This is a genomic window from Actinophytocola sp. (assembly GCF_050699915.1).
Lineage (GTDB): Bacteria > Actinomycetota > Actinomycetes > Mycobacteriales > Pseudonocardiaceae > Actinophytocola.
Genome location: NZ_JBOHGA010000036.1, coordinates 12,932 through 39,000 on the forward strand (window position 1 = coordinate 12,932; position 26,069 = coordinate 39,000).

Sequence of the window (26,069 nt, forward strand, 5' to 3'; positions counted from 1 at the left end):
ACGGGAACGGGTCCATGGACACGAGCGAGGTCGTGCTCGCCGCCACGGCGATCGGCAAGCGGTTCCCCGGCGTGGTCGCGCTGTCCGATGTGGACCTCGAGCTGCGCGCCGGCGAGGTGCACGCCCTGGTCGGGGAGAACGGCGCGGGCAAGTCGACGCTGATCAAGGTGCTCACCGGGGTGTACGCGCCCGACGACGGCACGCTGACCTACGAGGGCCGCGAGATCCGCTTCGGCAACAACCCGGCATACGCGCAGGCCGCCGGCATCAGCACGGTGTACCAGGAGGTCAACCTGGTGCCGCTGCAGTCGGTGGCGAGCAACCTCTACCTCGGCCGCGAACCGCGGACCCGGTTCGGGCTGGTCGACTTCCGGGCGATGAACCGCCGGGCGCGCGAGCTGCTCGACTCCTACGGCATCGGCGTCGACGTCACCCGGCCGCTGCGCACGCTCGGCATGGGCGTGCAGCAGATGGTCGCGGTGGCGCGGGCCGCCGACACGCGGGCGCGCGTGGTGGTCCTGGACGAGCCGACGTCCTCGCTGGAGCCGCGCGAGGTCGACACGCTGTTCGCGATCGTCGAGCGGCTCAAGGCCGACGGCGTCGCGGTGCTCTACGTCAGCCACCGACTCGACGAGCTGTACCGGATCTGCGACCGGGTGACCGTCCTGCGCGACGGCCGACTGGTCCACAATGGACCGCTCGCCGACCTGCCGCAGATCGAGCTGGTGGCCATGATGCTCGGCCGCGACCTGGAGGAGGTCCGCCGGGAGGGCGCCACGAAGTTCGAGGGCGAGCGCACCGCGGCGCAGACCGAGCCCGTGCTCGACGCGGTCGGGCTGACCGCGCGGCACCGGCTCGACGGCGTGGACGTCACGGTCCGGCCGGGCGAGATCGTCGGGCTGGGCGGGCTGCTCGGGGCCGGTCGCAGCGAGACCGCGATGGCCATCGCCGGCGCGCTGCCGCTGGACGCCGGCGAGGTCACGGTGGGCGGCAAACGGTTGCGCACCGGCTCGGTGGCGGCGGCGATGCGGGCCGGCGTGGTGATGCTGCCCGAGGACCGCAAGGCGGACGGGATCCTGCCGGAGCTGTCCGTGCGGGAGAACATCGCGCTGGCCGCGCTCCCCCGGCTCTCGCGCACCGGGCTCGTCTCCCGCCGGCGCCAGGACTCCATCGTGGACACGTTCATGCGCCGGCTGCGGATCAAGGCGGCGAGCCCGGACCAGCGGGTCGGCGAGCTGTCCGGCGGCAACCAGCAGAAGGTGCTGCTGGCCCGGCTGCTGTGCACGCAGCCGAAGGTCCTGTTGCTGGACGAGCCGACGCGCGGCATCGACGTGGGCGCGAAGGCGGAGGTACAGGCGCTGGTCGACGAGCTCGCCGCCGACGGGCTCGGCGTGGTGCTGATCTCCTCGGAGTTCGACGAGGTCGTCGAGGGCTCGGACGCGATCGTGGTACTGCGCGAGGGAAGGGTGGTGGCCCGGCTGGAGGGCGACGACGTCAACGAGGCGACCCTGTTGGCCGCTATCGCCGCGAGCGAGCCATCAGACACAGGCGAGGAGTCTCATGGCGACTGAGACCGTCAGCGCGCCGCTGCGCACCACGGGGACCCGGGCGTGGTTGCGGGACAACGGGGTCTACGCGGCGATCGCCGTGCTCGTGGTCTACAACCTCGTGTTCACCGAGAACTTCGCGTCCGTCGCGAACCTGAACACCCAGCTCGTCCAGGTCGCGCCGATCCTCATCGTCGCGCTCGGCATGGCGCTCGTGATCGGCACCGAGGGCGTGGACCTGTCGGTCGGCTCGGTGATGGCCATCGCGGCGGCGATCCTGCCGCTGTACCTGGGCTACGGCATCATCCCCGCGATCGGGCTCGCGTTGCTGGCCGGGGCGCTGTGCGGGCTGCTCAACGGCACCCTGGTCGCGGTCGTCGACATCCAGCCCATCGTCGCCACGCTGGCACTGCTGGTCGGCGGCCGCGGCCTCGCGCTGGTGTTCGCCGACGGCCAGCTCAAGGACATCCGCAACCCCGAGCTGCTCGACCTCGGCTCGGGCAAGCTGCTCGGCCTGCCGGTCATCGTGTGGATCTCCGCGGTCCTCGCCGCGCTCGTGTGGCTGCTGGTGCGGTACACGACGTTCGGCCGGCAGCTGGTCGCGGTCGGCGGCAACCGGTCGGCGAGCGCGCTGGCCGGGCTGCCGGTGCGCCGGGTGCTGATGCTTACTTACGTGCTCAGCGGCGTGCTGGCCGCGATCGCCGGCATCGTCGCGACGGCGCGGCTCACCGCGTCCGACCCGTCGGCGATCGGGAACCTGTACGAGCTGGCCGCGATCACCGCGGTCGTGGTCGGCGGCACGCCGCTGTCCGGCGGCCGGGTGCGCATCCTCGGCACGGTCGCCGGCGCGCTGCTGATGCAGCTGATCACGGCGACGCTCATCAAGCACGACCTGCCGGACTCCACGGCCCAGATCGTCCAGGCGGCGATCATCGTGGTCGCGGTGTACCTGCAGCGGACCAAGGCGGGTGGCCGGTGACCGCGATCAAACAGGCGCACACGGTCGAGGACGACTCGCCCGCCACCGCGGGGACGACCCGCAAGGAGTGGCTCGCCGCGCTGGTCGCGCGGCGCGGCTCGATCGTCGTGCTGGCACTGCTGGTGCTGGTCGCGTCGTTCTCGTTCGACGCGTTCGCCACCGTGGGCAACGCGCAGAACATCGCGATCCAGAGCTCGTTCCTCGCGATCGTCGCGCTCGGCATGACCTTCGTGATCATCTCCGGCGGCATCGACCTGTCCGTCGGCTCGGTGTTCGCGCTCGGCGGTGTCCTCGCCGCGTGGGGCATCCAGCACGGCAGCCTGGTCGGCCTGCTGGCGCCGATCGTGGTGTGCGGCGCGATCGGGCTGCTGAACGGGGTGCTCGTGGCGTACGGGCGGCTGGCGCCGTTCATCGTCACGCTGGCCACCCTGCTCGGCGCGCGCGGGCTGCTGCTGGCGATCACCGACGAGGGCGCCACGACCCGGCTGATGCCGCGCGACGAGTGGCTCACCAAGATCGGCCAGGGCACGTTCCTCGGGCTCGGCCTGCCGGTGTGGATCATGATCGTGCTGTTCGCGGTCGGCGTGGTCGTCCTGCAGCGCACCCCGTTCGGCCACTCGACGTTCGCGATCGGCGGCAGCCGGGAGGCGGCCACGCTGATGGGGCTTCCGGTGGCCCGCAACACGATGCTGCTCTACGTCGGCAGCGGGCTGCTCGCCGGGCTCGCCGGCGCGCTCGCCGCGGCCTACTCCGCCTCGGGCGTGACGATCGTCGGCGAGGGGCTCGAGCTGGAGGCGATCGCGGCGGTCGTCATCGGCGGCACGCTGCTCACCGGCGGCGCCGGCACGGTCGGCGGCACGCTCGCGGGCGTGCTGCTGCTGCGCGTCATCCAGAACGTGATCAACCAGATCGGCACGCTGTCCTCGCACTACCAGTCCGTGGTCAGCGGCGCGTTCCTGGCCGTCGTCGTCGCCGTTCAGGCCTACCTCAGCCGCGCCTACCTGCGAGGGCGGCGATAACCCTGCAGTAAGTCAAGGAGGTCGTCCCTGCCATGAAGACCCCCAGGAAACCCACGGCGAGAAGAAGGGTGACCGGTGCGCTCACGGCGATCGTCACTACCGTGGCACTGATGCCAGCCATGTCCACGCCCGCGAACGCCGACCCGGGTTGGGAGCCCGGCACCCCGCCCCTGTCCACGCCGTGGACCGACGAGGTGGGGCCGGACAACGCGTTGCCGGAGTACCCGCGACCGCAGCTGCCCCGCGACCGCTGGCAGAACCTCAACGGAGTGTGGGAGTTCGCGGCCGCCGAGGACCTCACCACGCCGCCGGTGGGCGAGACGCTGGGCGAGCGGATCCTCGTGCCGTACCCGATCGAGTCGGCGCTGTCCGGGATCCAGCGCAGCGAGGAGCGGATGTTCTACCGGCGCACGTTCGAGGTGCCGGCCCGCTGGAAGGTCGGCAAGGCCGACGAGCGCCTGGTGCTGAACTTCGGCGCGGTCGACTACGACGCGACGGTGTGGGTCAACGGCCGCCAGGTCACCGTGCACCGTGGCGGCTACGACAAGTTCGGCGTGGACATCACCGACGCGTTGACCCGAAAGGGACCGCAGGAGCTGATCGTCGGCGTAGAGGACCTCACCGACGCCACGTGGCAGCCGGTCGGCAAGCAGCGCCAGGTGCCAGACCGCGGCATCTTCTACACCGGCAGCTCCGGCATCTGGCAGACGGTGTGGCTGGAACCCGTGGCGGGCAGGCACATCACCGACCTGGACATGACCCCGAACCTCGCCGACGGGAGCTTGGCGCTGACCGCGCACACCGCCGGCGGGGACGCCACGGTCGAGGCGGTCGCCTACGACGGCGACACCGAGGTCGGCCGGGTACGCGGGCCGGCGAACGGCGAGCTGCGGCTGCCGGTGCCGAACGCGAAGCCGTGGTCGCCGGACTCGCCGTTCCTCTACAACCTGCGTGTGTCCATACTGGACTCGAAGAAGGGCGAGCGTGCGGTCGACCAGGTCGGCTCGTACTTCGGCATGCGCGAGATCGGCATGAAGCCGGGCGCGGACGGCAAGCTGCGGATGACGCTCAACGGCGAGATCCTGTTCCACATGGCCACGCTCGACCAGGGCTTCTGGCCGGACGGCATCCACACCGCGCCGACCGACGAGGCGCTGGCGTTCGACCTCGAGCAGCACAAGGTGATGGGCTTCAACGGGGTCCGCAAGCACATCAAGGTCGAGCCGGACCGGTGGTTCTACCACGCGGACCGGCTGGGACTGCTGGTGTGGCAGGACATGCCGTCGATGAAGACCTCCGACGAGCTGCCGCCGCCGGACGCGCGCGCGGAGTTCGAGCGCCAGCTGCACACGATGGTGGACCAGCACGACAGCTGGACCTCGGTCGTGGCCTGGGTGCCGTTCAACGAGGGCTGGGGCGAGTGGGACCGCGACGACACCGGGCGGATCGCCGACGAGGTGAAGGCGCGGGACCCGAGCCGGCTGGTGAACGCGCACAGCGGGGTGAACTGCTGTGCCTCCAAGGGCGACTCCGGCCGCGGCGACATGATCGACCACCACGCCTACGTCGGCCCGGCGCAGCCCGTGCCGGACGAGCGGCGGGTCTCGGTCGACGGCGAGCACGGCGGCTTCGGGCTCGAGGTCGAGGACCACATGTGGTTCGGCGAGGGCCATGCCTACGAGATGACCCCGGACTCGGCCACGCTCACCCGGCGGTACGTGGAGAACCAGCGCGATGTGCTCTCCTCCGCGCAGAGCTGTGGGATCTCCGGCGCGATCTACACGCAGATCACCGACGTCGAGCACGAGGTCAACGGCTTCTTCACCTACGACCGGCAGGTGGAGAAGATGGACTTCGCGCAGGTGCGCGCGGTCAACGAGGAGATCATCGCGGGCGCGGACGGCTCCGGCGGCGGCACCGAGCCGCCTCCGCCCGGCACGCCGGGGCCGGACGGGATCCACTACTACCCGTTCAGCGAGAACACCGGCACCACGACCGCGGACGCGGTGGGCGACGCGGACGGCACGTTCGTCGGTAGTCCCACATGGACGGACGGGCACGACGGCCCGGGCATCCAGCTCGCCGGCGACGGGTCGCATGTGGACACCGGGCGGGCGCTGCTGGACACGAAGGTCAACTATTCGGTGGCCGCGTGGGTGAAGCTCGACAGCCTCGGCGGGTTCGCCACCGCGGTGAGCCAGGACGGGACCGCGGACAGCGGGTTCTTCCTGCAGTACTCCGGGGCGGACAACCGGTTCGCGTTCAGCTTCGTCGGCGTGCGGGCGCTCGCGCCCACCCCGCCGGAGACCGGCCGCTGGTACCACCTGGTCGGCGTCCGCGACGTGGTGTCCGGCACCTTGAAGCTGTACGTGGACGGTCAGCTCGCCGGCACGCAGACCGCGTGCGTGGGCAGCGACGCGCGGGGCAACACGGTGATCGGGCGGGCCAAGTTCGGCGGCAACCCGGTGGACCACTGGCGCGGCGCGCTCGACCAGGTGCACGTGTTCGACCGGGCCCTGCCCGACTCCGAGGTGGCTGAGCTGTTCGAGTCCGGGAGGTAGTACCGGCGGCCGCTTAGTGTGGGACCCATGCTGATCGTCGTCATGGGTGTCACCGGATGTGGGAAGTCGACGGTCGGCGTGGCGCTCGCCGAACGGCTGGACGTGCCGTTCGGCGACGCCGACGACTTCCACAGCCCGGAGAACGTCGCGAGGATGGCCGCCGGCACGCCGCTGACCGACGCCGATCGCGTGCCGTGGCTGCACGCGATCGGCGCCTGGCTCGCTTCCCAGCCTGACGGCGCGGTGGCCAGCTGCTCGGCGCTGAAGCGGTCCTATCGGGACATCCTGCGCGAGTCGGCGCCGGGCGTGTCCTTCGTCCACCTGCACGGCGACCGGGAGACCGTCCGGCGGCGGGTGTCCGGGCGGGCCGGCCACTTCATGCCTTCCTCGCTCGTGGACTCGCAGTTCGCCGCGCTGGAGCCGCTCGACCCCGCTGAGCGGGGCGTGGTGCTGGACCTGGACGCCCCGGTCGAGGATCTGGTCGAGGCCGCCGTCCGAGCGCTTCGATGATCACCGGTGACGGCGGCGCCTCAGTCGCCCAGTAGCTTGCGCGCCTGGTCGATGATCGTGAGCACGCTGAGCACCCCGAACAGCGCCACCGACCAGCCCAGCACCGCGACGCGGAAGCCGCGGATCTTGATCTGGTCGGGCAGCACGCGGCGGTTCAGCACCAGCAGCAGGATCGAGTAGATGAACATCATCAGGCCGCCGACGCACGCCGAGATCACCAGCAGCACCAACGGCTGCGCGGAGCCGGACAGCATGATCACGCAGCCGACGAGGACCAGCACCCACACCACGGCGAAGTAGAGCGTGCTCTCCTTGACGTGCTGGGCGTAGGAGGTCTTGATGACGTCCGCGACCAGCCGCGCCGAGTAGTCCACGATGCCCAGGGCTGCGCAGAACAGCGAGAACGCGCCGATGATCCAGAAGAAGCTGCCGAACCAGCTGCCCACTTCCGCGGCGAGCACGTCGCCCTCGGTCTGCAGGAAGCCGATGTCGTTGGTCACGTCGTCCCGGCCGTACACCGTCGAGTAGGCGAGCAGCGAGGTGAACAGGATGGTGAGGAAGGTGATCAGCACGAACGTGTAGAGCTGCTCGCGGTTCGCGAGCCGCCACCACGAGCGCCACCGTCCCAGGTGCTCGTCGGTCGGCTCGAAGATGAAGCCGGTGCTCGGCGCGGCCTCGGGCTGGCCGGTCACCGGGCTCTTGATGCGCGGCACGTACTTGCCCATGCCGAAGCCCTTGTCCCGGATCCAGTTGCTCTGCACCAGGTTCTGCCCGCCGCCGGCGCCGGCGAACGCCAGCGCGCCGAGCAGCAGCGCGACGCCGAGCTCGGTCGGCACGGTCGCGCCCGTCACGATCGTTGGCACGTCGGCCCACGCGTCGGCGCTCACCGCTGCGAACGCGCCGACCAGCAGCAGCACCAGAACCGCCGCCACCTTCACCATCTCGGCGCGTTCCAGGACGACGTAGACGACCGGCGCGAGCGTCAGGATGAGACCGATCGCGAGCAGCATGCCGACGGTGATCCAGGTGACGCTGCCGCCCCACAGGTAGGTCACCATGGTCGCCGAGCTCGACGCCCAGCCGGGCCAGAGGTTCGCGAAGAGCGCGAGGATCGCGAACACCAGGCCCCAGTGCCGCCAGAAGCGGCTGAAGCCGGTCAGCGCGGTCTCACCGGTCGCGAGCGTGTACCGCTCGATCTCCATGTTCAGGAAGAACTGCGTGACCAGGCCGACCATCGCCGCCCACACGAACACGAGGCCGACCTGGGAGGCGATGTACGGGAAGAGGATGAACTCGCCGCTCGCGAGCCCGACACCGGCCGCGATGATCCCCGGCCCGATGATCCGCCACGTGGACCGCGGCGGCTCGGGTAAGGGCCTGATCTCGGGCTTGGCCAGGTGTTTCGCGGGAAATCGGTCGACGACCGAGGTCGCTTCGTCGTGCTGGCTCGCCATGTTCCTTCATCCCCTTTCCTACCGGGTGTACGCAAAATCCTAACGGCGTTCATCGGATAGCGTCGGTCGTGATGAAGACGATGATCGACTTCGGCGAGGCGCGGACCTTCGCCATCCCGCTGACCACCCGGTTCCGCGGCATCGACGTGCGCGAGGGCATGCTCGTCGAGGGGCCGGCCGGCTGGGGGGAGTTCTCGGCGTTCACGGAGTACGACGACGCGGAGTCGGCGTCCTGGCTGACCGCGGCGCTGGAGGCGTGCACGGTCGGCTGGCCGGACCCGGTGCGCGGCCGGATCCCGGTCAACGCGATCGTGCCCGCGGTGGGTCCCGCCGAGGCGCACCGTCTCGCCGCGTCGTCGGGCTGCCGCACGGTGAAGGTGAAGGTCGCCGACTCGCCGTCCTCGCTGCCGGCGGACATCGAACGACTCGAGGCGGTGCGGGACGCGCTGGGCCCGTCCGGCCTGGTGCGCTGCGACGCGAACGGCGCGTGGGACGTTGACACGGCGGTGTCCATGATCGGCGTGCTGGACCGGGCGGCCGGCGGGCTGGAGTACGTGGAGCAGCCGTGCGCCTCGATCGAGGAGCTGGCGCTGGTCCGGCGTCGGGTGGACGTGCGGATCGCGGCCGACGAGTCGATCCGGCGGGCCGCCGACCCGCTGCGCGTGGCGGTGGCGGAGGCCGCGGACGTGGCGGTGCTGAAGGCGACCCCGCTCGGCGGCGTGCGGCGGGCGCTGCGGGTGGCGGAGGCGTGCGGGCTGCCGTGCGTGGTGTCGTCGGCGTTGGAGACGAGCGTCGGGCTCGCGGCGGGCGTGGCGCTGGCGGGCGCGCTGCCGTCGCTGGAGTTCGCGTGCGGGCTGGGCACGCTGTCGCTGCTGACCTCCGACCTCGTCGGCCCGGCGCGCTCGCTGCGCCCGGTGGACGGCCACCTCCCGGTGTCGCCGGTGCCGCCCACGCCGGACCCCGCCTTGCTGGACCGTTACGCGCCCACCGACCCGACCCGCGACACCTGGTGGCGCGACCGCCTGGCCCGCCTGGTCGAGCAGGGCCGCGTACTCAGCTGAGTCGTACGGTGGACACGTGAGCCGCCGAAGCGATGTGCGACGCCGCCGGAGAGATGGCTGGGGTCCCGCCGAGCTGGTACAACGGCGTTCCGCCGGCCCGTGGTCGGCTTCGCCATGATCCGGCGCCGACGCTGAGCCGGGTCAGCTGAGCTCGTCGCGGGTGGGGCTCGACTGGGCGCCCCAGCGGGTGGTCGAGATGCCCGCGACCCGGACGGCCCACTCGGTGGCGGTCACCAGCGGCTCGGCGCGGGCCAGGGCGTCGGCCAGGGCGCCGCAGAACGCGTCGCCCGCGCCGGTCGCGTCGATGGCGTCCACCTGGGACACCGGGACGTGCGTGGCCGCGCGGTCCTCGACGACCAGGGCACCGTCGGCGCCCAGGGTGACCACCACCGCGGCCGGGCCGTCGAGCGCGGCGGCCAGCGCGGCGGCCTCGTCCGGAGTGGTCGGTTCCGGGGCTCCGGCCAGCACTCCCAGCTCCGACCTGTTGGGCACCAGCACGTCGACCGACGCGAGCAGCTCGGCCGGCAGCGACCGCGCCGGCGCGGGGTTGAGCACCACCCGGCCGCGCGCGGTTCGCACGGCGGCGGCCACCGCGTCCAGCGAGATCTCCAGCTGTACCAACGTCACCGCGGCCTCGGACAGCAGCCCGGCCGCGGCCTCGATGTCTGCCGGGCCGAGTCGGGCGTTCGCGCCCGGGCTGACCGCGATCGTGTTCTCGCCCCCGTCGGCGACGGTGATCAGCGCGATCCCGCTCGGCGCGTCCGGCACCCGGCGCAGCCACGAGGTGTCCACCCCGGCACCGTCCAAAGCGGACAGGATGGTCGGCGCGAGCGCGTCGTCGCCGACACAGCCCACGAAGGCCACCGGGGAGCCCAGCTTGGCCGCGGCCACCGACTGGTTGGCCCCCTTGCCGCCCGGCATGCGCAGGTGGTCCCGCCCGAGCACGGTCTCCCCCGGCCCGGGCAGGACAGCGACGGGCACGACGAAGTCGACGTTGCAGGAACCGACGACGGCGATCATCGGGCGGAGGACCGAGCCCACAGGTTGATGCCGCTCTCCTCGGCGAACCGGTCGATCTCGGCCAGCTCGTCGTCGGTGAACTCCAGGGCGCCCAGCGCCGCCAGGTTGTCGTCGAGCTGGCGCACGCTCGACGCGCCGATCAGCGTCGACGTCATCCGCGCGTCGCGCAGCGTCCAGGCCAGCGCCAGCTGCGCGAGGGTCTGGCCGCGGCCCTTCGCGATCTCGTTCAGCGAGCGGATGCGGCCCAGGTTCTCCTCGGTCAGGAAGTCCTTCGACAGCGAGCCGTCCCGGCTGGCGCGCGAGCCCTCCGGGATCCCGCCGAGATAACGATCCGTCAGCATGCCCTGCGCGAGCGGCGAGAACCCGATGCAGCCCACGCCCAGCTCCCCCAGCGTGTCCAGCAGCTCCGGCTCGATCCAGCGGTTCAGCATCGAGTACGACGGCTGGTGGATCAGCAGCCGCACGCCCATGCCGGCCAGCAGCGCGTGCGCCTCGCGGGTCTTGGCCGGCGAGTACGACGAGATGCCGACGTAGAGCGCCTTGCCCTGCGCCACCGCCGACGCGAGCGCACCCATCGTCTCGTCGAGCGGGGTGGTCGGGTCGAAGCGGTGCGAGTAGAAGATGTCCACATAGTCCAGACCCATCCGAGACAGGCTCTGGTCCAGGCTCGACAGCACGTACTTGCGCGACCCGCCGCCCTGGCCGTACGGGCCGGGCCACATGTCGTAGCCGGCCTTCGTGGAGACGACCAGCTCGTCGCGGTGGCGCCGGAAGTCCTGCGCCAGCAGCGTGCCGAAGTTCTCCTCGGCGGAGCCGTACGGCGGTCCGTAGTTGTTGGCCAGGTCGAAGTGCGTGACGCCGCGGTCGAACGCGCGGCGCAAGATCGCCCGGCACTGCTCGAGCGGCACCTCGCCGCCGAAGTTCTGCCACAGGCCGAGCGAGATCGCCGGCAGGTCCAGGCCGCTGTCACCGCTGCGGCGGTAGGTCATCGTGTCGTAGCGGTCCGCTGCGGCGCCGTAGGCCGGGGTCGTCATCTCGTACCAACCGCCTCTCCGGAATTCAAACGTTTGGTTGCGTTGGTCTGTTGTCCGTCGGTTCGGTGCGTACTTATGGCTGAGTTGCGTCCCGTTCCCCCTGGGTGCGGTTGAGAGACACTCGCTCTGATCTCGAATCGTTCTCCTCGATCCGCGGGTAGCGTGAATGGTATGTCCGTGCTGGTCGGCAACGTCTGGTGGATGGGCTGGAACCTCGTGCTCGCGCTGGTCCCGCTCGGCTTGTCCCGGTACCTGTTCGGGCGGCGGTCGCGGCCGCCGTGGCTGCTGTGGACCGGCGGCGTCGTGTTCGTGGCGTTCCTGCCCAACGCGCCGTACGTGCTCACCGACATCCTGCACGTCCCCGCCGACATGGCCCAGACGAACGACGACCCGTGGCTCGCGGCCGCGGTGCTCGCCCAGTACGCCGTGCTGATCGGCGTCGGCTTCCTGGCGTACGTGCTCTCGCTGGTCCGGTTCGAGCGGTGGCTGGCCGGCCGCGGGCTCTCCCCCAGGGCGGTGCTCGGCATCGACGTGGCGCTGCACGCGCTGTGCGCGGTCGGGATCCTGCTGGGCCGGGTGTTCCGGTTCAACTCGTGGGACGTGGTGACCGACCCGTGGGGTCTCGCCGAGATGCTGCGGGTGCCGCAGCCGCGGACGGTCGTGGTGCTGGTGGTGCTGTTCGCGGTGCTCGCCGGCGGGGCGGCGGTGCTGCGCGCCCTGCCGGCGATCCTCACCCGCGTCGCTCGGTCGGTCTAGTTGTCCTGCAGGTTGGCGAGCTTCTCCTTGACCTTGCTCAGCTCCGCCTCCAGCTCGGCGAGCCGCGCCTGGTGTTGCTCCCGAGCCGCGTCCAGCACGCTCTCGATCGCCTTCGAGATGTCCTCGTGCAACTCGGCGGCGGCGCGGGAGACCGCGGCGGCCGGGATCGAGATGCCCTGCAGCAGGCGGCTGCCGGACTGGGTCAGCTCGGCCTGCCATTCGCCGTCCATGGTGCCGGTGACCGTGAGGGTCAGCTCGACGGTCCGGGTCTTGCGGGCGGTGCTGCCTGGCTTGCGGCCGCGCTTGCGGGGCGCCTCGGCCACAGCCTCGGAGCCGGCCTCGGGGACCTCAGGGGTCTCGGGGACCTCGGAGGCCGCCGCGGCCTCGGTCGGCTCCTGCGCCTCGCTGGGGGTGGACACCATCACGCTCCTTGATCAGATCGACGGGACCGCGATATTAGAACACGCGTTCCCCAGCCCGCTCCCCTGCGGCACGCAGGGAGTCGCCGAGGAGTGTGCGCGGGTAGCGAGGATCTCCACCACGTACTCGCCGACCAGCCGCACCACGAACGGCACGACCCACGGCTCGGCGACGCCGATGACCTGCTGGAGGTGGCGCTGCCGGACGAACCCGGGTGGGAACGCCCGCTCCAGCTACACCCTCAGTCCTTGCGGTTGGTCAGCGCGAGACTCGCGCCGAGGCCGATCATCATCAGCCCGCCCGTGCCGCCGACCATCGCGAGCCGGCGCGGGGAGCGGGCGAACCAGGTGCGCGCGGTGCTCGCGGCGAACGCCCACACGCCGTCGCACAGCACGGCCAGCACCGGGAACAGCGCGCCCAGCGCGAGCATCTGCGCGCCGTTCGCGGTGAACTCCGGCAGCGCCACCACCAGGAACACGATCGTCTTCGGGTTGGTGAAGCCGACCACCACGCCCTCGCGCAGCGCCCGCGCGGGGCCGATGCGGGAGACCGAGCCGGCCAGCGCCTCGGTGACCTTGCGGCGGTGCCGGAACGCCTGCACGCCGAGGTAGACCAGGTAGGCCGCACCCACCAGCTTGACCGCGGTGAACACCGCGGCCGACCGCTCCACGACCGCGCCGACGCCGAGCGCCACCGCGACCACCTGCAGGTACGCGCCCGTAGCGTTGCCCGCGACGGTCAGCAGCGCCTCGCGCCGGCCGACGGTCAGCGCGCGCCCGATGGTGAACAGCACGCTCGGCCCCGGGATCACGATCATGATCAGCGCCAGGGCGGCGAACGCGAGAACGTCGGTCGACAACACGCCCACGAGACTAGGCCGGCACGGCGACCGCGTCGTCGGATTTAGCGCGCACCAGCACGCCCAGCACCACGACCGCGACAGCCGCCACCGCGAACGCCCCCATCAGCCGCTCGACAAGGCCGAGCGGCACGAACCGCCACCACGGACCGCCGCCGGCGAGCATCCGCACGAAGCCGACCAGCAGCACACCGAGCCCGCCGAGCGCGAGGAGCCCGAACGCCTGCGCGGTATGCCGCCAGGCCGGCGCGTCGGCGAACACGGTCCGGGCGGCGAGCAGGATCGCGAGCGGCAGCGCGAGGTAGGCGACCACGCTCGCGTAGCGGTGGATCTGCCCGCCCATGCTCGGACCGATCGTCCAGTCGGTCTTGGTGAACCAGACGATCACGAGCAGACACACCGTCCACAGTGCACCGAACAGGACCGGTGCGGACAGCGGCCGGACCAGCCGGCGCCGGACGAGCTCGGTGAAGGCCAGCGCCGAGCCCAGCGCCACCAGCAGCACCGCGAGGTCGAAGAGCCACTTGTTGACCCCGAGCGCGTACTGGCTGAGCGTGCGGCGGACCGGGTCGATCTCGTCGGTCGGCGGCACCACGTGCAGCGACAGCATGAGCACCGTGCCGAGCGCGAGCGTCCCGAGGCTCGCCGCCGCCACCGCTCTGCCCGTGACCATGGACTCGACACTAACCGGCGAACGTGAGAGAACCGTAAGACGACAAACCGGACGCGTCAGGCGCGTGAGCGGACGAGCACCTCGAACCCGTCCATCAGCCTGGCCAGGCCGAACACGAAGTCCTGGTCGAGTTCCCCTTCCTCCGCGTCGTCGAACACCCCGGCCGCGAGCACCTCGTGCAGCGCGGGGAAAGCGGCCGGGTCGGTGACCGCGCGCAGGATGTTGCCGTAGTTGGTCAGCGCCTCGAGCGCGGTCGGGTCGCCCGCCTTCATGGCCGAGTCGATCTGCGAGCTCAACATGGCCCAGCTGCGCGTGTAGCTGGTGAGAGTCAGGATCACCGCGAGCTTCTCGTACGGCTCCAGCGGCGTGCCGGAAAGGCAACGCAAGCCCTGCTCCAGGAAGGCGATCTGGTTCGGCGTGACCGGTGGCCCGTTGACCGGCACCTGCAGCACCCAGAGGTTGCGCCGGTAGGCGCCGATCTCCGCCCACGCCCACCTCTCCAGGCCGGCCCGCCAGCCGTCCTCGGCCGACACGTCCGGGACCTCGCCGAGCGCCGCGTCGACCATCAGCGCGAGCAGCTCGTCCTTCGAGGCCACGTAGCGGTAGAGCGACATCGCCGACATGCCGAGCTCCTTCGCCACCCGGTTCATCGACACCGCGCCGATCCCCTCGGCGGACGCGACCGCGACCCCGGCGGCCACGACCCGCTCCAGGCTCAGGGCACGCTTCGGCCCCTTGGTCGGCCGCGCGCGCACGCCCCAGGCCAGCTCGAAGCTGGCCGGCAGCCCGGTCTCGTCGCTCATCAACCCTGACCTCACCTAGGGGAAAAACCCTGATGTACTGTTTACGTCCTACGCAGTAGAGTTTACGCCATACACAGTGCGCACTGTGATCTCGCCAGGAAACACAGAGAGGGAATCCCCATGCCCCACGAGCCAGCCATCGAGGCTACTGGCCTCGAGAAGTCCTACGGCACGGTGCGGGTCCTCGGCGGCGTCGACGTCAGCGTCGACCGCGGCAGCGTCTACTCGCTGCTCGGGCCGAACGGCGCCGGCAAGACCACCACGGTGCGCATCCTCGCCACGCTGCTGCGCCCCGACGCCGGCACCGCCCGCGTCGCCGGCCACGACATCGTCCGCGAGCGGGCACTGGTCCGCCGCAGCATCAGCCTGACCGGTCAGGACGTCGCGATCGACGAGCTGCAGACCGGCGCGGAGAACCTGCGGATGATGGCCCGGCTGTACCGGCTGTCCAAGCCGCGGGCGGCGGCCCGGGCCGCCGAGCTGCTCGAGCGGTTCGACCTCACCGACGCCGCGGACCGCCGGGTCGCCACGTACTCCGGCGGCATGCGCCGGCGGCTCGACCTCGCCGCGAGCCTGATCGTCCGGCCGTCCGTGCTCTTCCTCGACGAGCCGACCACCGGGCTCGACCCGCGCAGCCGGCAGGCCGTGTGGGAGGTCGTCACCGGTCTCACCCGCGACGGCGTGACGATCTTCCTGACCACCCAGTACCTCGAGGAGGCCGACCGGCTCGCCGACCGCGTCGCCGTGATGGACGGCGGCAAGATCGTCGCCGAGGGCACCTCCGCCGAGCTGAAGGAACAGGTCGCCGGGCACCGGCTGGACCTCACAGCCACCGACCGGCCCGCCTTCGACGAGCTCGTCGGCGCGCTGGGCGGGCGCGCGGTGGCTCCCGCCGGCGAGCGGCTCGCGGTGTCCGTCGCCACCGACGGCAGCGCCGGCCACGTGCGCGCACTCCTCGACGAGCTCGACCCCACCCGCCGGACGGTCGCCCGGTTCACCGTCCACGGCGCGACCCTCGACGACGTGTTCCTCGCCCTGACCGGGCACCGGGCCGGCCAGGAGGAGAAGGAGACCACCCATGTCTGAGCTCGCCGTTCGCCCGCCGTCCCTGACCGGGGACATGCGCGCGATGACCGCCCGCTCGGTCCGGCTGTCCGTGCGAAACCAGGACGCGCTCTACACCGCCCTGTTCCTGCCGGTCATGCTGATGCTGCTGTTCGTCTACCTGTTCGGCGGTGCCATCGAGACCGGCACGGAGTACGTCACCTACGTGGTGCCGGGCGTGATCATCCTGTGTGCCGGGTTCGGCTCCTCGCTCACCGCGGTGGCCGTCACCCAGGACCTGAAGGGCGGCGTCATGGACCGCTTCCGGTCCATGGACATCAGCGGCGCCGCCGTGCTCGCCGGGCACGTGGTCGCGAGCATCGCCCGCAACCTGCTGTCCACGGTGCTCGTGCTGGTGGTCGCGTTCCTGATCGGCTTCCGCCCGCAGGCCGGGCTCGGGGAGTGGCTCGCCGCGGTCGGCGTGCTGCTCATGTTCGTGCTCGCCTTCTCGTGGGTCTCCGCCGCGGTCGGGCTCATCACCCGCTCCGCCGAGGCGGCCGGCGGGTTCAGCTTCTTCGTGATGTTCCTGCCCTACCCGTCGAGCGCGTTCGTGCCGATCGACACGATGCCGTCGTGGATCCACGGGTTCGCCGAGCACCAGCCGTTCACGCCGGTGATCGAGTCGATGCGCGGGCTGCTGCTGGACATGCCGGTCGGCAACTCGCCGTGGCTCGCGATCGCGTGGTGCGGCGGAATCCTCGCCGTCGCGGTCGCCGCGTCCGGCTACCTGTTCCGCCGCCGGATCAGCTGAACCACGCGGGGTCCGTGCCGGCCCGGGGGCGGCACGGGCCCCGTCACTCGGTGATCGTGAGCAGCGTCGGGTCGCCGTCCCGCATGGCGAGCAGCCCGTTCCCGCCCCAGTTCAGCCGCATGCCGTCGGGTGCCGCGAGGCCCTCGACGGCACGCAGCTCACGCGCCGGCGCGGGTCGCTCGGCGAGTGGGGAGAGCACGACCTTCAGCGTGCCGGGCAGCTCGACATAGGCGATCGCGTCGGCACCCGGCACCCAGGCCGGGAAGCCGACCCGGCCGGCGGCCACCGGGCGCGGCTCGCCGCCCGCGGCCGGCACGACCCGCGCCCGCCCGCCGTCCGAGTCCAAGGACCGGTACTGCGCCATCGAGTCCACGAGCAGCGCCTCCCCGTCCGGCGAGAACGACAGCAGCGTCCGGTCCTCGCCGCCCTTCGGGGGCAGCATCGTCCACTCGCGGAACCGGGACACCTCGGCGACGCGCACCTCTGGCTCCGCCACCCCACAGGTCCAGGCCACCCGCTTCGCCGACCAGGCCAGCGCGGTCACCTGGGGAGTCGCGCAGGAGACCTCCCGAACGCCGGCCAGCTCGCCGTGCTCGACGTTGAGCGACATCAGCGAGGTCGTGTCCGCGCCCATGGTGCCGCGGGCGAACCGGACGAAGATGCCGTCCGGCGACCACGACGGCAGCAGGTCGACCGTGGCCCGCGGGTCGGCGCCGCCGAGGTCGAGCTCGGCCACGCCGTCGTCGGTGAGGTTGCGCACCTCGCCGGTGCGCAAGTCGAACATCCACACGTCCGGCTCTCGCAGCTGCCGCCAGAAGTCGTCGGTGAACACGATCCTGGTGCCGTCCGGCGACCACTGCGCGTGCAGCGGGTCCGGCCGGACCGTGCCGCCGTCGTCACCGTTGTCGACGCACTGCTCGCCGGAGCCGTCCAGCGCCGTCACGCACAGCCGCGGATCCAGCCGCAGCACGCGCGTGCCGTCGGGCGAGAGGCGGACCGGGCCGCGCACATCCACTCGCCGCTCGTCGGTGACCCGCAACGACTCCGCGTGCACCCGGTCGGGGAACGCGGACCCCGAGACGGTCGGCACCGCGCAGCCGGCGAGCAGCGCGGCCGAGCCGAGACCGACGACCAGCGTCCCGATGCGCCGCATGAGTACCTCCACAGGGCCGGTCCAGATGATCCCACCCGGACCGGCCCCGTGGCGGGCTAACGGAAGGAGACCTCGAGCTTGCCGTCCTTGTGCACGGCCGCCCGGACCTCGTCGCCGCGCGCGGTCGACACGACCTCGAAGTCGACCGAGCGCCCGTTGAAGGTCACCTTCACCGGCTGCTTTCCGGCCGGCAGCACCGCGCCGACGGTCAGGTCGGCACGCAGCCGGTCGACGTCGACCTTCGTCGACAACCGGTTGCCGTCGCGCCAGACCTCGACGTCGACCGAGCCCTTGCCCAGCTGGATGTCGGACCCGGCGATGCGCCGCTGGCCCTCGGGCAGCTGCGGGACCACCGACAGCCTGCCGTTGCCCAGGTCCGGCGCGACGCCGAGGTGCTGGTGCACGACCGGCCAGAGGATCCCGTAGGCGCCCCAGGCCTGCAGCGACATCGAACGGTCGTACATCGGCCGGTCGATGTTCGCCGGGAAGTCCGGCGAGGGCGCGATCTCCGGCATCGCCCCCGGCGTCTCCCACACCGACGGGTCGAGCTGGATGCGGGCGTTGCCGTCGGTGTAGGTCCGCTGTGGACCGAGCCGGCCGAAGTTGCCCTCCGCCACCGCCATCACGCCGGTGTTGAGGGAGAACGTCGAGCGCTCGCTCTTCACGGTGGACACCACGCTGTCGCACGACGGGCCGGGGTTGCCCTCCGGCGCGGAGGTCGGGCCGCTGCCGGTGTGGTAGAGCCCGAACTCGCCCGTGTAGCAGTCCTTCTCGCGCTGGGCGAGCGCGGCCTGGCCGTGCTCGCCGCTGGCCAGCGGGCTGCCGCCGGGCAGCTCGATCTCCATCGGCGACACGCCGGTCCAGTGCCGCTGGAAGACCGCCGCGTTGTCGTTGGCCGGGTTCTCCGGGTCGTCGATCGACTCGGCGTAGGCGTTCGCGTCGCCCGGCGTCCACCAGGTCTGCTCGAACCGGGACTGCAGCGCCGCGGCCTTGTCGCTCGCCCACGTCGCCGTGGCGTCGTCGCCCTTACTGGCGGCCATGTCCGCGAGGTCGAGCAGGCCGCGGATGAAGTACGCGGTGCTGTCCAGCTTCTCCTCGCCCATGCCCGGCCGCTCGACGTTGCCGAGGCCCTCGAGCCAGCCGTCGCCGTCCGCGTCGAGCGTGGCGTCCACGTACCGCAGGTTGCGGACCGTGAAGTCGTACAGGTCGTCGCGGAAGCGGTCGTCGCCGGTCCAGCGCCACACCAGGGCGACGGCGCTCGGGAACTTCACCGTCTCGTCGGTGTTGCCCGCGTCGTCGTTCGCTCCGAAGTAGACGTCGCCGGTGTGCACGATCTCGTGCACGAGCTTCCCGCTGCCCTCGTTGACGATCTCGCTGACGTCGCGCAGCCCGCGCAGGTGCGACTTGATCGGGTCGAACTGGCCTGCGGCCACCGCGGCGAACGCGGTGTACTCGCCGTCGGTGCCGAACATCCACGGATAGTCGGGGAAGCCGGCGCCGTAGAAGCGGGCCTCGTCGAGTGTGCCGACGGGCTCGGGGTAGGCCCGGCCCTCGTCGACGTCGCGCAGCTTCAGGTCGTGCGGCTCCTGCACGGAGTCGGCCAGGTTCTGCTTGCTCCACTCGACGCTCTGCTGCAGCAGGCGGTCGCCGGGCAGGTCCACCTTCGTGTTGCCGGCCAGGTCACGCCGGTCGTCCACCTTGGACCGCAGCGCCGCTACCGGGTTCTTCGACGCCCGCGCGAACTCCGCGCGCGCCGCGGCCGGGCCCCGGTCCGAGCCGGCGACCGTGAACCACACCGTGGTCGCGCGGCCCGGCTGGAGCGAGACGTCGTAGCTGAGCCGGCCGCCGGTGCCCTTGCCGAACGCGGAGTCGTCGCACTTCGGCGGCGCCTCGCCCTCGGCCGGGCAGACCACGGCCGGATCCTGCGGGCCGCGGTGGTTCGGGCCGAGCTGGTGGGCCGAGGGCCGCGCGGAGGACCCGACGACCGCGGCGTAGTCGTGCGCGCCGAGGCCGGGCGAGGCGCCCTTCTCGCGGAAGTTCAGCGTGCCGTTCGCGTACCCGCCGGTGTCGGCCAGGTTCACGTCGGCCGCGCTGGGCGTGGTCCAGCCCCACGGGTAGTTCGGCATCAGCTCGGAGTGCGCGTCCATCGCGAGCTTGACCGTGCGCCGCGAGTCGCTGCGCAGGGTCAGCCCGATGACGTTGGCCCGCGCGCCGTCCGGGGCGTAGTCGAGCCGGCCGACGGACACCCCGTCGCTGCCGGCGTAGTCGAACCGCTGGTAGCCCCAGCCGGTGGTGTACTTCGTGGCGGCCACGTCGGCGCCGAGCCAGTTGCCGTCGACGGCGAACCACAGGCCGTCCAGCAGCTTCACCGGCGGCGTCCAGATGCCGCCCATCTCGCCGCGGATGTGCCAGCCGGTGGCCGGGTAAAGCCCGGTCGCGTCGCTCATGGAGATCACCCGGTCGCCGGTGACCAGCGCCCGGCGGTCGGCCAGGCGCGTGGTCTCCGACAGCTCGACCAGGTCGCGGCCGGACAGCGCGCCGCCCGCGATCGAGTCCGAGATGGACTGTGGGGCGGCCGTGGCCGAGGGAATCCCCAGCCCGGCGGTGGTGGCCAGGACGGCCAGTACTAAGAGCGCCTTGCTCCTGCGCATGCTATTTGACGCCTCCAGCAGTCAGGCCGGCGATGATCCGGCGCTGGAAGATCAGGACGACGACGACCAGCGGCACGGTGACGATCACGCCGGCTGCCATCTTGGTCCCGAACGGACTGTCGTACCCGGAGATTCCGGTGAACTGCGAGACCAAGACGTTGGCCGTCTTCATCTCCTTCTCGTTCACCATGGACAGCGCGATGATGAACTCGTTCCACGCGGCGATGAACGTGATGATCGCCGTGGTGAACATGCCCGGCGCGGCCAAGGGGAGGATCACCTTGCGGAACGCCTGACCACGGGTGAGGCCGTCCACCATGGCCGCCTCCTCCAGTTCCTTCGGCATCTGCCGGAAGAACGTGGCGAGTGTCCACACCGCGAGCGGCAGCGCGAACGAGAGGCTGGGCACGATCATCGCCTGGTAGCTGTCGATCCAGCCGATCTCGGTGAACAGCTTCTTCAACGGCACGATGAGCGAGATGCCGGGGAACATCGAGGTCGCGATGATGATGCCGGCCGCGAGGTTCTTGAACCGGAAGTTCAGCCGCGCCAGCGTGTACGCCGCGAACGTGCCGAGGATCAGCGTGAAGATCGTCGTGATGCCCGCGACGACCACGCTGTTGACCAGGCTCCGGCCGAAGCCCACGTCCGACCGGAACACGCCCGCGAAGTTCTCCATCGAGAACGGGCTCGGGAAGAACGAGTTGTCGGCCTGGTCGTTGGGCTGGCGCAGCGCGGAGACGACCATCCAGTAGAACGGCGCCAGGCAGTAGACGACGATGATGACGATGCCCAGCGTCGACAGCCACCGACGACCGGTCAGCTCCCGGGCACTCTTGTTGGTGGGGGCGGTCATACCGACACAGCCTCCTTCTGCTCCGGCTCTGCCGTGGACGTCGCCTTTCGCCTTCGCTCGGCCCGGGTACGTTCTCGGGCCTCACCGATCAGGTCGGCGCCGAGGAGCTTGACGAACACGTACGCGATGATCGCGACGTAGAGGAACAGGAGGGTCGCGTAGGCCGCCGCCGGTCCGTATCTCAGATTTCGCGCTTGTTCGAAGGCCAGCATGGAGAGCGTCTCCACCGACTCCTTGCGTTCGCCGATGAGCACGTACGGCAGGTCGAAGATCCGCAACACGTCCATCACCCGGAACAGGACCGCCACCAGCAGGGCTGGTTTGACCAGCGGCAGCGTGACCCGCCAGAACCGGACCCACGCGTTGGCGCCGTCCACCCGTGCGGCCTCGTACACCTCGGTCGGGATGATCTGCAGGCCGGCGAGCACGAGCAGGCCGACGAACGGCGCGGTCTTCCAGACGTCGGCGATCAGCACCGCGATCTTGGCGTGGAAGCCTTCCGTGGTCCACAGCACCGCGTCGCCGGGCAGCAGCACGTTCGCGATGCCGTCGGCCTGGAAGATCCACTGCCACAACAGGGCCGACATGGCGGTCGGCACCGCCCAGGGCACGAGGATGCTCGCCCGGACCAGCCCGCGGCCCCGCAGCGCGTGGTGCATGACCAGAGCCATCGCCACCCCGAGCACGCTCGCCAGGGTCACCCCGATGACGGTGAAGAACGTGGTGTTGAAGAAGGCGTTCCAGAACCGCTCCGCGGTCTCGCCGTTGAAGACCGCCATGTAGTTGTCGACCCCGACGAACGTGTCGCCCTCGACGACGAAGCCGCTCTCGTCGAGCTGCTCCTGTCTCTGGTAGAGCGACTCGCGGACGGCGGCGATCAGCGGGTAGAGGATCACCAGCGCCAGCACGACGAACGTCGGCGAGAGGAGCATCAGGGCGAGCCGCCCGTGACGCTGTGGGCTGGTGGTGGCGTTTCCGCCCGCGGCGGGCGGCAGAGCAGGCGCGGTCACGACGATCTCCCGTTACGCGTTCAGGGGACGCTCGGCCAGGCGGCGCGAGGCCGCCCGGCCGAGCATCTCGTCCGCTATTCCGCGGTCAGCTCTTCGAGCTTGGACTGCAGTTCGCTCAGCGCGTCGTCGGTCGACTTCTCACCGTTCATCGCGCCGTACGCGGCCTCCTGGATGGCCGCCGTGACATCGCCGTACTTCACGGCCGCCGGCCGAGGCACCGCGTTCTCGATCGAGTCCTTCAGCGTCGGCAGGTACGGGAACTTCTCGATCAGCTCCTGGTCGTCGTACAGGTTCGCCCGGGTCGGCGCCTGCGACGTGGCCAGCAGGTTGGACTTCTCCGACTCCTCGCTGGTGAAGAACTTGATGAAGTCCAGCGCGGTCGCCTTGTTCTTGGCGAACGCCGAGATCGCGTGGTTGTGCCCGCCCAGGGTGGACACGCCCGGGCCGTCCGCACCCGGGATCGGGGCGATGCCGAACTTGCCGGCGACCTTCGAGGAGCCGTCGGTGGCGTTGGCCAGCGCGAACTGGTACGGCCACTGGCGGTGGAAGATCAGCTGGCCGTCCTGGAAGGCGCGGCGACCCGGCTCCTCCTGGAAGGTCACGGCGGCCTTCGGGATCTCGCCGGACTTGACGCCGTCGACGAGGAAGTTCAGGCCCTTCTTGGCCTCCTCGGTGTTGACGTTCGGCTTGCCGTCGTCGCCGAAGACCTCACCGCCGGCCGACTGCACGGCCTCCGAGAAGTTGCAGGTCAGACCCTCGTACTTGTCGAACTGGCCCGCGTAGCAGCCCATGGCCTTGCCCTCGGGCAAGGCCTTGACCTTGTCACAGGCCGCCGCCATCTCGTCCCACGTCTTCGGCGCCTCGGTGACGCCCGCCTTGTCCAGCAGGTCCTTGCGGTAGTACAGCAGGGCACCGTCGGAGTACACCGGGGCCGCGTACAGCTTGTCGCGGTACTTCGCGGTCTCCACGGCCGGCTCGAGGAAGTTCTCCAGGTCGAACTGGTCCTGCGGCATCTCGACGATCCAGCGGTTCGCGGCGAACTCGGCGGTCCACACGACGTCGAGGTTGAGCACGGTGAACGCGTCGGACTTGACCTGCGCGTTCTGCACCATCTGGTTGCGCTGCTCGTCGGCGGCCTCGGGCAGCTCGGTGATCGTCACCTTCTCGTCGGGGTGGTCGGTGTTCCACTGGTCGACGAGCTTCTGCATGTTGCCCGACGTGTCCTTGCCCGTCGCGAGCGTGATCGGCCCGCGGCCCTCCAGGGCCGGCGCCGCACCGCCGCCCGAGCCGCCACTGTCGGCGTCACCGCCGTCGTCGCCACACCCCGCGAGCACGATGGCCGCGACGGCTAGCAAGGCAGCACTGCGCGCCCTTGCTCCAGCACTCATTTCTGTTACTCCTGTCGATCCGTGACTGCACCGCACCTTGAATTTCCGCCACGTGGATCAAGTGCACAGTCAAGGGCTTCCGGAAAGAGCTCGCGGAGACACCGCGGAACGAGCGGACACCAGGCGAAACGCCGCCCCGTGCCGGTCCACCGCCTGAGTCATCCTCGACTCCCTACGCCCGGTCCACTTCGGACCAGGCCTTCGCTGCGACTGCGTAACCGATGGCGCAAAAACGCACTTGATCGGTTAATGGCAGGCAAGCCTGGACCAGCGCAAGCCTCGCAGTCAAGCCCGACCCGCGGCCATCCGCCCGAAGGGAGGCCCGGTGGCCACCGAACAGCCCACCGGCTACGGATCCGAGCCCGTTCCGACACCTTCCCGTGGCCTTCCGCCACCGGTTCCGGGCCATGTGGACGCACGTCGAACCATGATCATCGGGCCGGTTCGGCGGCCCTGTCCGAGCCGGCGAGGCATGGTTGCTATTCGGCAACGATGATGCAGCGCCCGGCCGAACACACCTAGCCGAGGGTCGTCCTCGCCTTGGCCGTGGCGGTCAGCCGGACGAAGTCGTCGAGGTCGAAGTCGGCCAGGGTGGCCGCGTGCAGCACGACCGGCTGGCCGGCGACCCGCTCGACGGCGGTCGCCTCCTGCGGCCGGACGCCGTCGTCGGCCTCGAGGTCCAGGTGCAGCGCGACCGAGTCGGGGCCGGCGGGCCCGGGCAGCGAGCTCGGGCCGCAGGTCGTACTCGTAGCCGTCGGGGTTCTCGTGCGCCGCCAGCAGCGCACGCTCGCGGTCCTGCCAGCTCACCTCGCGCGGCGGGGCCGGCGGGTGTGTTCCGCGCGTTCGCGGTTCGTAAGGACTCGGTTCGTCGGGCTCAGGGCAGCTCGAAGTGGGCGATCGCGCGCTCGTTGAGGCTGCCCAGGTAGACCCGACCGGCGAACTCCCGGACGCCGGTCACCATGTGGAAGTCGGGCCGGGTGCCGCAGAAGTCGTGCACGACCCGGCCGGTCGCGCCGTCCACGGCGCGGGTCCAGATGACCCGCTTCTCCTTGATCTGCAAGGCCTCGGGCAACGCCCACACGGCCTTGCGCAGCGCCGGGTGCAGCCGGCTGGTGATATCGAGCGCGGCGATGCGCCGGCTCGGCATCGCGATCCAGACGAGGCCGTCCGAGCCGGTGGCGATGTTGTCGGGGAAGCCGGGCAGGCCGGCGACGAAAACCTCGGCCTCGCCCTGCCGGTCGCCGGTGAGCACGATCTTGTCCAGCTGGTAGGAACCGGTCTGCGCGACGACCACATAGGACTCGTCGGGGGCGAGTGCCACGCCGTTCCCGAAGTGCAGCCCGCCCGCCAGCGTCTCGACCGAGCCGTCCGGGTCGCGGCGCAGCAGCCGGCCGGTGCCGCGGTGCTCCAGCAGGTCCGCCTTCCAGTGCTGGAGGTCGAACCGGTTCGTGGAGTCGGTGAAGTAGACCGTGCCGTCGGCGGCCACCGCGGCGTTGTTGCACACCCGCAGGTCGGGGCCGCGCTCGACGAGCACCTCGACGTCGCCGCTGACCCGGTCCACGAGCAGCAGGCCGCGGTCGGCGTCGCAGACCAGCAGCCGGCCGTCCGGGTAGGCCTCGATGCCCAGCGGCCGCCCGCCGGTGTCGGCGACCGTGTCGAGCCGCCGGCCGTCCTGGGTGAGCCGCAGGATGCGGCCGTCCTCGACGCCGGTGTAGACGTGGCCGTGCTCGACCAGCACGTCCTCGGTGCCGCGCCCGTTGACCTGGACCACGGTCAGCGGTGGCAGCGTGTTCTTCGCGGGCCGGTCGACCTGCTTCGACGGCTGCCAGACCACGGGGTCGATCGAGGGACGTCGCATGCCCCCTGCCTACCTCACGGCCGGTGACCCAGCAAGGTCACTTGCTCGGGTCGAACACCGCGCGGCCGTACCAGGACAGGGCCGCGCGCAGCTCCCGCGCCTCGCGACGCCGCGCCGAGCTGCCCCGCTCGTGGCCGACCGGGAACACCCGATGGCCACCGGCGTACTCGGCGCCCAGGTCCGTCGTCTTCCCGTGCGACCACACCACGACCCACGGCCGCCGCTTGTCGTCGACGATGCGTACCCGCGCGAGCTCGCCCCACCGCACCTGCCGCTCCTGCTTGCCGCGGCCGACGGTGAGCCCCTCGGGCGAGACGGCCAGCCACCGCCGCGGCCGCAGCACGACCCACCACTGCCGCACGGCGGACAGCAGGAAGAACACGGCGCCGCCGAACAGGGCGAGCGCCACGACGTCGTCCCCGTTCAGGTTCGCCCCCTGAGAGAACGTCAGGCACGCGAGCATCGCGATCGTCGTGATCACCCCGAGCACGAACGCCGACACCCGGGACACGCGGAACACCGCGCGACCACCCGGCTGGCCCGAGGCCGGCTCGCTCGCCGGTTTCGCGGGCGGGGCGGCCACCGCGGGCTTGGCCGCGGGG

Annotated in this window: 24 protein-coding genes and 1 pseudogene; 9 read left to right on the forward strand and 16 right to left on the reverse strand. The window is 71.2% G+C overall.

What is annotated here, in order from left to right:
- The first annotated feature begins 14 nt into the window (after window positions 1-14).
- From ACRDSK_RS09675 to ACRDSK_RS09695, 5 genes are all read left to right on the forward strand, one after another.
- Window positions 15-1,571, forward strand: coding sequence for a sugar ABC transporter ATP-binding protein (locus tag ACRDSK_RS09675; protein ID WP_431439658.1), 1,557 nt, complete (start codon window positions 15-17; stop codon window positions 1,569-1,571).
- Window positions 1,561-2,526 (forward strand): ABC transporter permease, encoded by a 966-nt coding sequence (locus tag ACRDSK_RS09680; RefSeq protein ID WP_431439659.1) that lies wholly within the window; start codon window positions 1,561-1,563, stop codon window positions 2,524-2,526. The genes ACRDSK_RS09675 and ACRDSK_RS09680 overlap by 11 nt, the downstream gene beginning before the upstream one ends.
- Complete coding sequence (locus ACRDSK_RS09685) at window positions 2,523-3,545, forward strand: ABC transporter permease (protein WP_431439660.1); 1,023 nt, start codon at window positions 2,523-2,525, stop codon at window positions 3,543-3,545. The genes ACRDSK_RS09680 and ACRDSK_RS09685 overlap by 4 nt, the downstream gene beginning before the upstream one ends.
- Before the next feature lie 110 nt (window positions 3,546-3,655).
- Window positions 3,656-6,106 carry a LamG-like jellyroll fold domain-containing protein gene (locus ACRDSK_RS09690; protein ID WP_431439661.1) on the forward strand — a complete coding sequence of 817 codons (2,451 nt, stop codon included), beginning with the start codon at window positions 3,656-3,658 and terminating at the stop codon, window positions 6,104-6,106.
- Window positions 6,107-6,133: 27 nt separating this feature from the next.
- Window positions 6,134-6,616, forward strand: coding sequence for a gluconokinase (locus ACRDSK_RS09695; RefSeq protein WP_431439662.1), 483 nt, complete (start codon window positions 6,134-6,136; stop codon window positions 6,614-6,616).
- A 20-nt stretch (window positions 6,617-6,636) separates the two neighbouring features.
- Here the strand turns inward: ACRDSK_RS09695 and ACRDSK_RS09700 are convergent, their stop codons facing one another.
- Window positions 6,637-8,070 carry an Nramp family divalent metal transporter gene (locus ACRDSK_RS09700; protein ID WP_431439663.1) on the reverse strand — a complete coding sequence of 478 codons (1,434 nt, stop codon included), beginning with the start codon at window positions 8,068-8,070 and terminating at the stop codon, window positions 6,637-6,639.
- A gap of 71 nt (window positions 8,071-8,141) precedes the next feature.
- Between ACRDSK_RS09700 and ACRDSK_RS09705 the strand changes: the two genes are divergently transcribed.
- Window positions 8,142-9,131, forward strand: coding sequence for an o-succinylbenzoate synthase (locus ACRDSK_RS09705; protein ID WP_431439664.1), 990 nt, complete (start codon window positions 8,142-8,144; stop codon window positions 9,129-9,131).
- 141 nt (window positions 9,132-9,272) lie between these two features.
- On the opposite strand, the gene ACRDSK_RS09710 is transcribed toward ACRDSK_RS09705, so the two are convergent.
- Complete coding sequence (locus ACRDSK_RS09710; RefSeq protein WP_431439665.1) at window positions 9,273-10,151, reverse strand: ribokinase; 879 nt, start codon at window positions 10,149-10,151, stop codon at window positions 9,273-9,275.
- Window positions 10,148-11,185 carry an L-glyceraldehyde 3-phosphate reductase gene (gene mgrA, locus ACRDSK_RS09715; protein WP_431439666.1) on the reverse strand — a complete coding sequence of 346 codons (1,038 nt, stop codon included), beginning with the start codon at window positions 11,183-11,185 and terminating at the stop codon, window positions 10,148-10,150. Before mgrA ends, ACRDSK_RS09710 begins: the two co-directional genes overlap by 4 nt.
- A gap of 171 nt (window positions 11,186-11,356) precedes the next feature.
- Here mgrA and ACRDSK_RS09720 point away from each other — a divergent pair, with 171 nt between their 5' ends.
- Window positions 11,357-11,941, forward strand: coding sequence for a DUF1361 domain-containing protein (locus tag ACRDSK_RS09720; RefSeq protein ID WP_431439667.1), 585 nt, complete (start codon window positions 11,357-11,359; stop codon window positions 11,939-11,941).
- Here ACRDSK_RS09720 and ACRDSK_RS09725 read toward each other — a convergent pair.
- From ACRDSK_RS09725 to ACRDSK_RS09745, 5 genes are all read right to left on the reverse strand, one after another.
- Window positions 11,938-12,360, reverse strand: coding sequence for a DUF6319 family protein (locus tag ACRDSK_RS09725; RefSeq protein ID WP_431439668.1), 423 nt, complete (start codon window positions 12,358-12,360; stop codon window positions 11,938-11,940). The two genes, ACRDSK_RS09720 and ACRDSK_RS09725, sit on opposite strands and share 4 nt — an antisense overlap.
- Before the next feature lie 15 nt (window positions 12,361-12,375).
- Window positions 12,376-12,516, reverse strand: coding sequence for a hypothetical protein (locus ACRDSK_RS09730; RefSeq protein WP_431439669.1), 141 nt, complete (start codon window positions 12,514-12,516; stop codon window positions 12,376-12,378).
- Between the two features lie 86 nt (window positions 12,517-12,602).
- Window positions 12,603-13,178 (reverse strand): LysE family translocator, encoded by a 576-nt coding sequence (locus ACRDSK_RS09735; protein WP_431439682.1) that lies wholly within the window; start codon window positions 13,176-13,178, stop codon window positions 12,603-12,605.
- 55 nt (window positions 13,179-13,233) lie between these two features.
- Entirely contained in the window at window positions 13,234-13,893 is a 660-nt protein-coding gene (locus tag ACRDSK_RS09740; protein ID WP_431439670.1) for a DUF998 domain-containing protein, read from the reverse strand.
- Window positions 13,894-13,949: 56 nt separating this feature from the next.
- A complete protein-coding gene (locus ACRDSK_RS09745) occupies window positions 13,950-14,696 on the reverse strand; it encodes a TetR/AcrR family transcriptional regulator (protein WP_431439671.1) in 747 nt (248 codons plus the stop codon).
- Window positions 14,697-14,816: 120 nt separating this feature from the next.
- On the opposite strand from ACRDSK_RS09745, the gene ACRDSK_RS09750 reads away from it, so the two are divergent.
- Together ACRDSK_RS09750 and ACRDSK_RS09755 are read left to right on the forward strand one after the other, a co-directional pair.
- Complete coding sequence (locus ACRDSK_RS09750) at window positions 14,817-15,782, forward strand: ATP-binding cassette domain-containing protein (protein ID WP_431439672.1); 966 nt, start codon at window positions 14,817-14,819, stop codon at window positions 15,780-15,782.
- Window positions 15,775-16,551, forward strand: coding sequence for an ABC transporter permease (locus ACRDSK_RS09755; protein WP_431439673.1), 777 nt, complete (start codon window positions 15,775-15,777; stop codon window positions 16,549-16,551). The genes ACRDSK_RS09750 and ACRDSK_RS09755 overlap by 8 nt, the downstream gene beginning before the upstream one ends.
- Before the next feature lie 43 nt (window positions 16,552-16,594).
- On the opposite strand, the gene ACRDSK_RS09760 is transcribed toward ACRDSK_RS09755, so the two are convergent.
- The 8 genes and pseudogenes from ACRDSK_RS09760 to ACRDSK_RS09795 all read right to left on the reverse strand — a co-directional run.
- Entirely contained in the window at window positions 16,595-17,704 is a 1,110-nt protein-coding gene (locus ACRDSK_RS09760) for a hypothetical protein (protein ID WP_431439674.1), read from the reverse strand.
- 56 nt (window positions 17,705-17,760) lie between these two features.
- Entirely contained in the window at window positions 17,761-20,355 is a 2,595-nt protein-coding gene (locus ACRDSK_RS09765; RefSeq protein ID WP_431439675.1) for a hypothetical protein, read from the reverse strand.
- Between the two features lies 1 nt (window position 20,356).
- Window positions 20,357-21,211 carry a carbohydrate ABC transporter permease gene (locus ACRDSK_RS09770; protein WP_431439676.1) on the reverse strand — a complete coding sequence of 285 codons (855 nt, stop codon included), beginning with the start codon at window positions 21,209-21,211 and terminating at the stop codon, window positions 20,357-20,359.
- Complete coding sequence (locus ACRDSK_RS09775) at window positions 21,208-22,221, reverse strand: carbohydrate ABC transporter permease (protein WP_431439677.1); 1,014 nt, start codon at window positions 22,219-22,221, stop codon at window positions 21,208-21,210. Before ACRDSK_RS09775 ends, ACRDSK_RS09770 begins: the two co-directional genes overlap by 4 nt.
- A gap of 74 nt (window positions 22,222-22,295) precedes the next feature.
- Window positions 22,296-23,609 carry an ABC transporter substrate-binding protein gene (locus ACRDSK_RS09780; protein WP_431439678.1) on the reverse strand — a complete coding sequence of 438 codons (1,314 nt, stop codon included), beginning with the start codon at window positions 23,607-23,609 and terminating at the stop codon, window positions 22,296-22,298.
- Between the two features lie 518 nt (window positions 23,610-24,127).
- Window positions 24,128-24,394 carry a hypothetical protein gene (locus tag ACRDSK_RS09785; protein ID WP_431439679.1) on the reverse strand — a complete coding sequence of 89 codons (267 nt, stop codon included), beginning with the start codon at window positions 24,392-24,394 and terminating at the stop codon, window positions 24,128-24,130.
- Between the two features lie 89 nt (window positions 24,395-24,483).
- A complete protein-coding gene (locus ACRDSK_RS09790; protein WP_431439680.1) occupies window positions 24,484-25,467 on the reverse strand; it encodes an SMP-30/gluconolactonase/LRE family protein in 984 nt (327 codons plus the stop codon).
- Between the two features lie 37 nt (window positions 25,468-25,504).
- Window positions 25,505-26,069: pseudogene (locus ACRDSK_RS09795) on the reverse strand (hypothetical protein); the annotation flags it as partial.

What these genes read in the sequence shown, in the direction of transcription:
- mgrA (WP_431439666.1), bottom strand. Translation starts at nt 11,185, where the DNA reads ATGACGACCCCGGCCTACGGCGCCGCAGCGGACCGCTACGACACGATG.
- ACRDSK_RS09700 (WP_431439663.1), bottom strand. Translation starts at nt 8,070, where the DNA reads ATGGCGAGCCAGCACGACGAAGCGACCTCGGTCGTCGACCGATTTCCC.
- ACRDSK_RS09770 (WP_431439676.1), bottom strand. Translation starts at nt 21,211, where the DNA reads ATGACCGCCCCCACCAACAAGAGTGCCCGGGAGCTGACCGGTCGTCGG.
- ACRDSK_RS09675 (WP_431439658.1), top strand. Translation starts at nt 15, where the DNA reads ATGGACACGAGCGAGGTCGTGCTCGCCGCCACGGCGATCGGCAAGCGG.
- ACRDSK_RS09790 (WP_431439680.1), bottom strand. Translation starts at nt 25,467, where the DNA reads ATGCGACGTCCCTCGATCGACCCCGTGGTCTGGCAGCCGTCGAAGCAG.
- ACRDSK_RS09705 (WP_431439664.1), top strand. Translation starts at nt 8,142, where the DNA reads ATGAAGACGATGATCGACTTCGGCGAGGCGCGGACCTTCGCCATCCCG.
- ACRDSK_RS09740 (WP_431439670.1), bottom strand. Translation starts at nt 13,893, where the DNA reads ATGGTCACGGGCAGAGCGGTGGCGGCGGCGAGCCTCGGGACGCTCGCG.
- ACRDSK_RS09695 (WP_431439662.1), top strand. Translation starts at nt 6,134, where the DNA reads ATGCTGATCGTCGTCATGGGTGTCACCGGATGTGGGAAGTCGACGGTC.
- ACRDSK_RS09720 (WP_431439667.1), top strand. Translation starts at nt 11,357, where the DNA reads ATGTCCGTGCTGGTCGGCAACGTCTGGTGGATGGGCTGGAACCTCGTG.
- ACRDSK_RS09765 (WP_431439675.1), bottom strand. Translation starts at nt 20,355, where the DNA reads ATGCGCAGGAGCAAGGCGCTCTTAGTACTGGCCGTCCTGGCCACCACC.
- ACRDSK_RS09750 (WP_431439672.1), top strand. Translation starts at nt 14,817, where the DNA reads ATGCCCCACGAGCCAGCCATCGAGGCTACTGGCCTCGAGAAGTCCTAC.
- ACRDSK_RS09745 (WP_431439671.1), bottom strand. Translation starts at nt 14,696, where the DNA reads ATGAGCGACGAGACCGGGCTGCCGGCCAGCTTCGAGCTGGCCTGGGGC.
- ACRDSK_RS09710 (WP_431439665.1), bottom strand. Translation starts at nt 10,151, where the DNA reads ATGATCGCCGTCGTCGGTTCCTGCAACGTCGACTTCGTCGTGCCCGTC.
- ACRDSK_RS09780 (WP_431439678.1), bottom strand. Translation starts at nt 23,609, where the DNA reads ATGAGTGCTGGAGCAAGGGCGCGCAGTGCTGCCTTGCTAGCCGTCGCG.
- ACRDSK_RS09680 (WP_431439659.1), top strand. Translation starts at nt 1,561, where the DNA reads ATGGCGACTGAGACCGTCAGCGCGCCGCTGCGCACCACGGGGACCCGG.
- ACRDSK_RS09735 (WP_431439682.1), bottom strand. Translation starts at nt 13,178, where the DNA reads ATGATCGTGATCCCGGGGCCGAGCGTGCTGTTCACCATCGGGCGCGCG.
- ACRDSK_RS09760 (WP_431439674.1), bottom strand. Translation starts at nt 17,704, where the DNA reads ATGCGGCGCATCGGGACGCTGGTCGTCGGTCTCGGCTCGGCCGCGCTG.
- ACRDSK_RS09755 (WP_431439673.1), top strand. Translation starts at nt 15,775, where the DNA reads ATGTCTGAGCTCGCCGTTCGCCCGCCGTCCCTGACCGGGGACATGCGC.
- ACRDSK_RS09690 (WP_431439661.1), top strand. Translation starts at nt 3,656, where the DNA reads ATGCCAGCCATGTCCACGCCCGCGAACGCCGACCCGGGTTGGGAGCCC.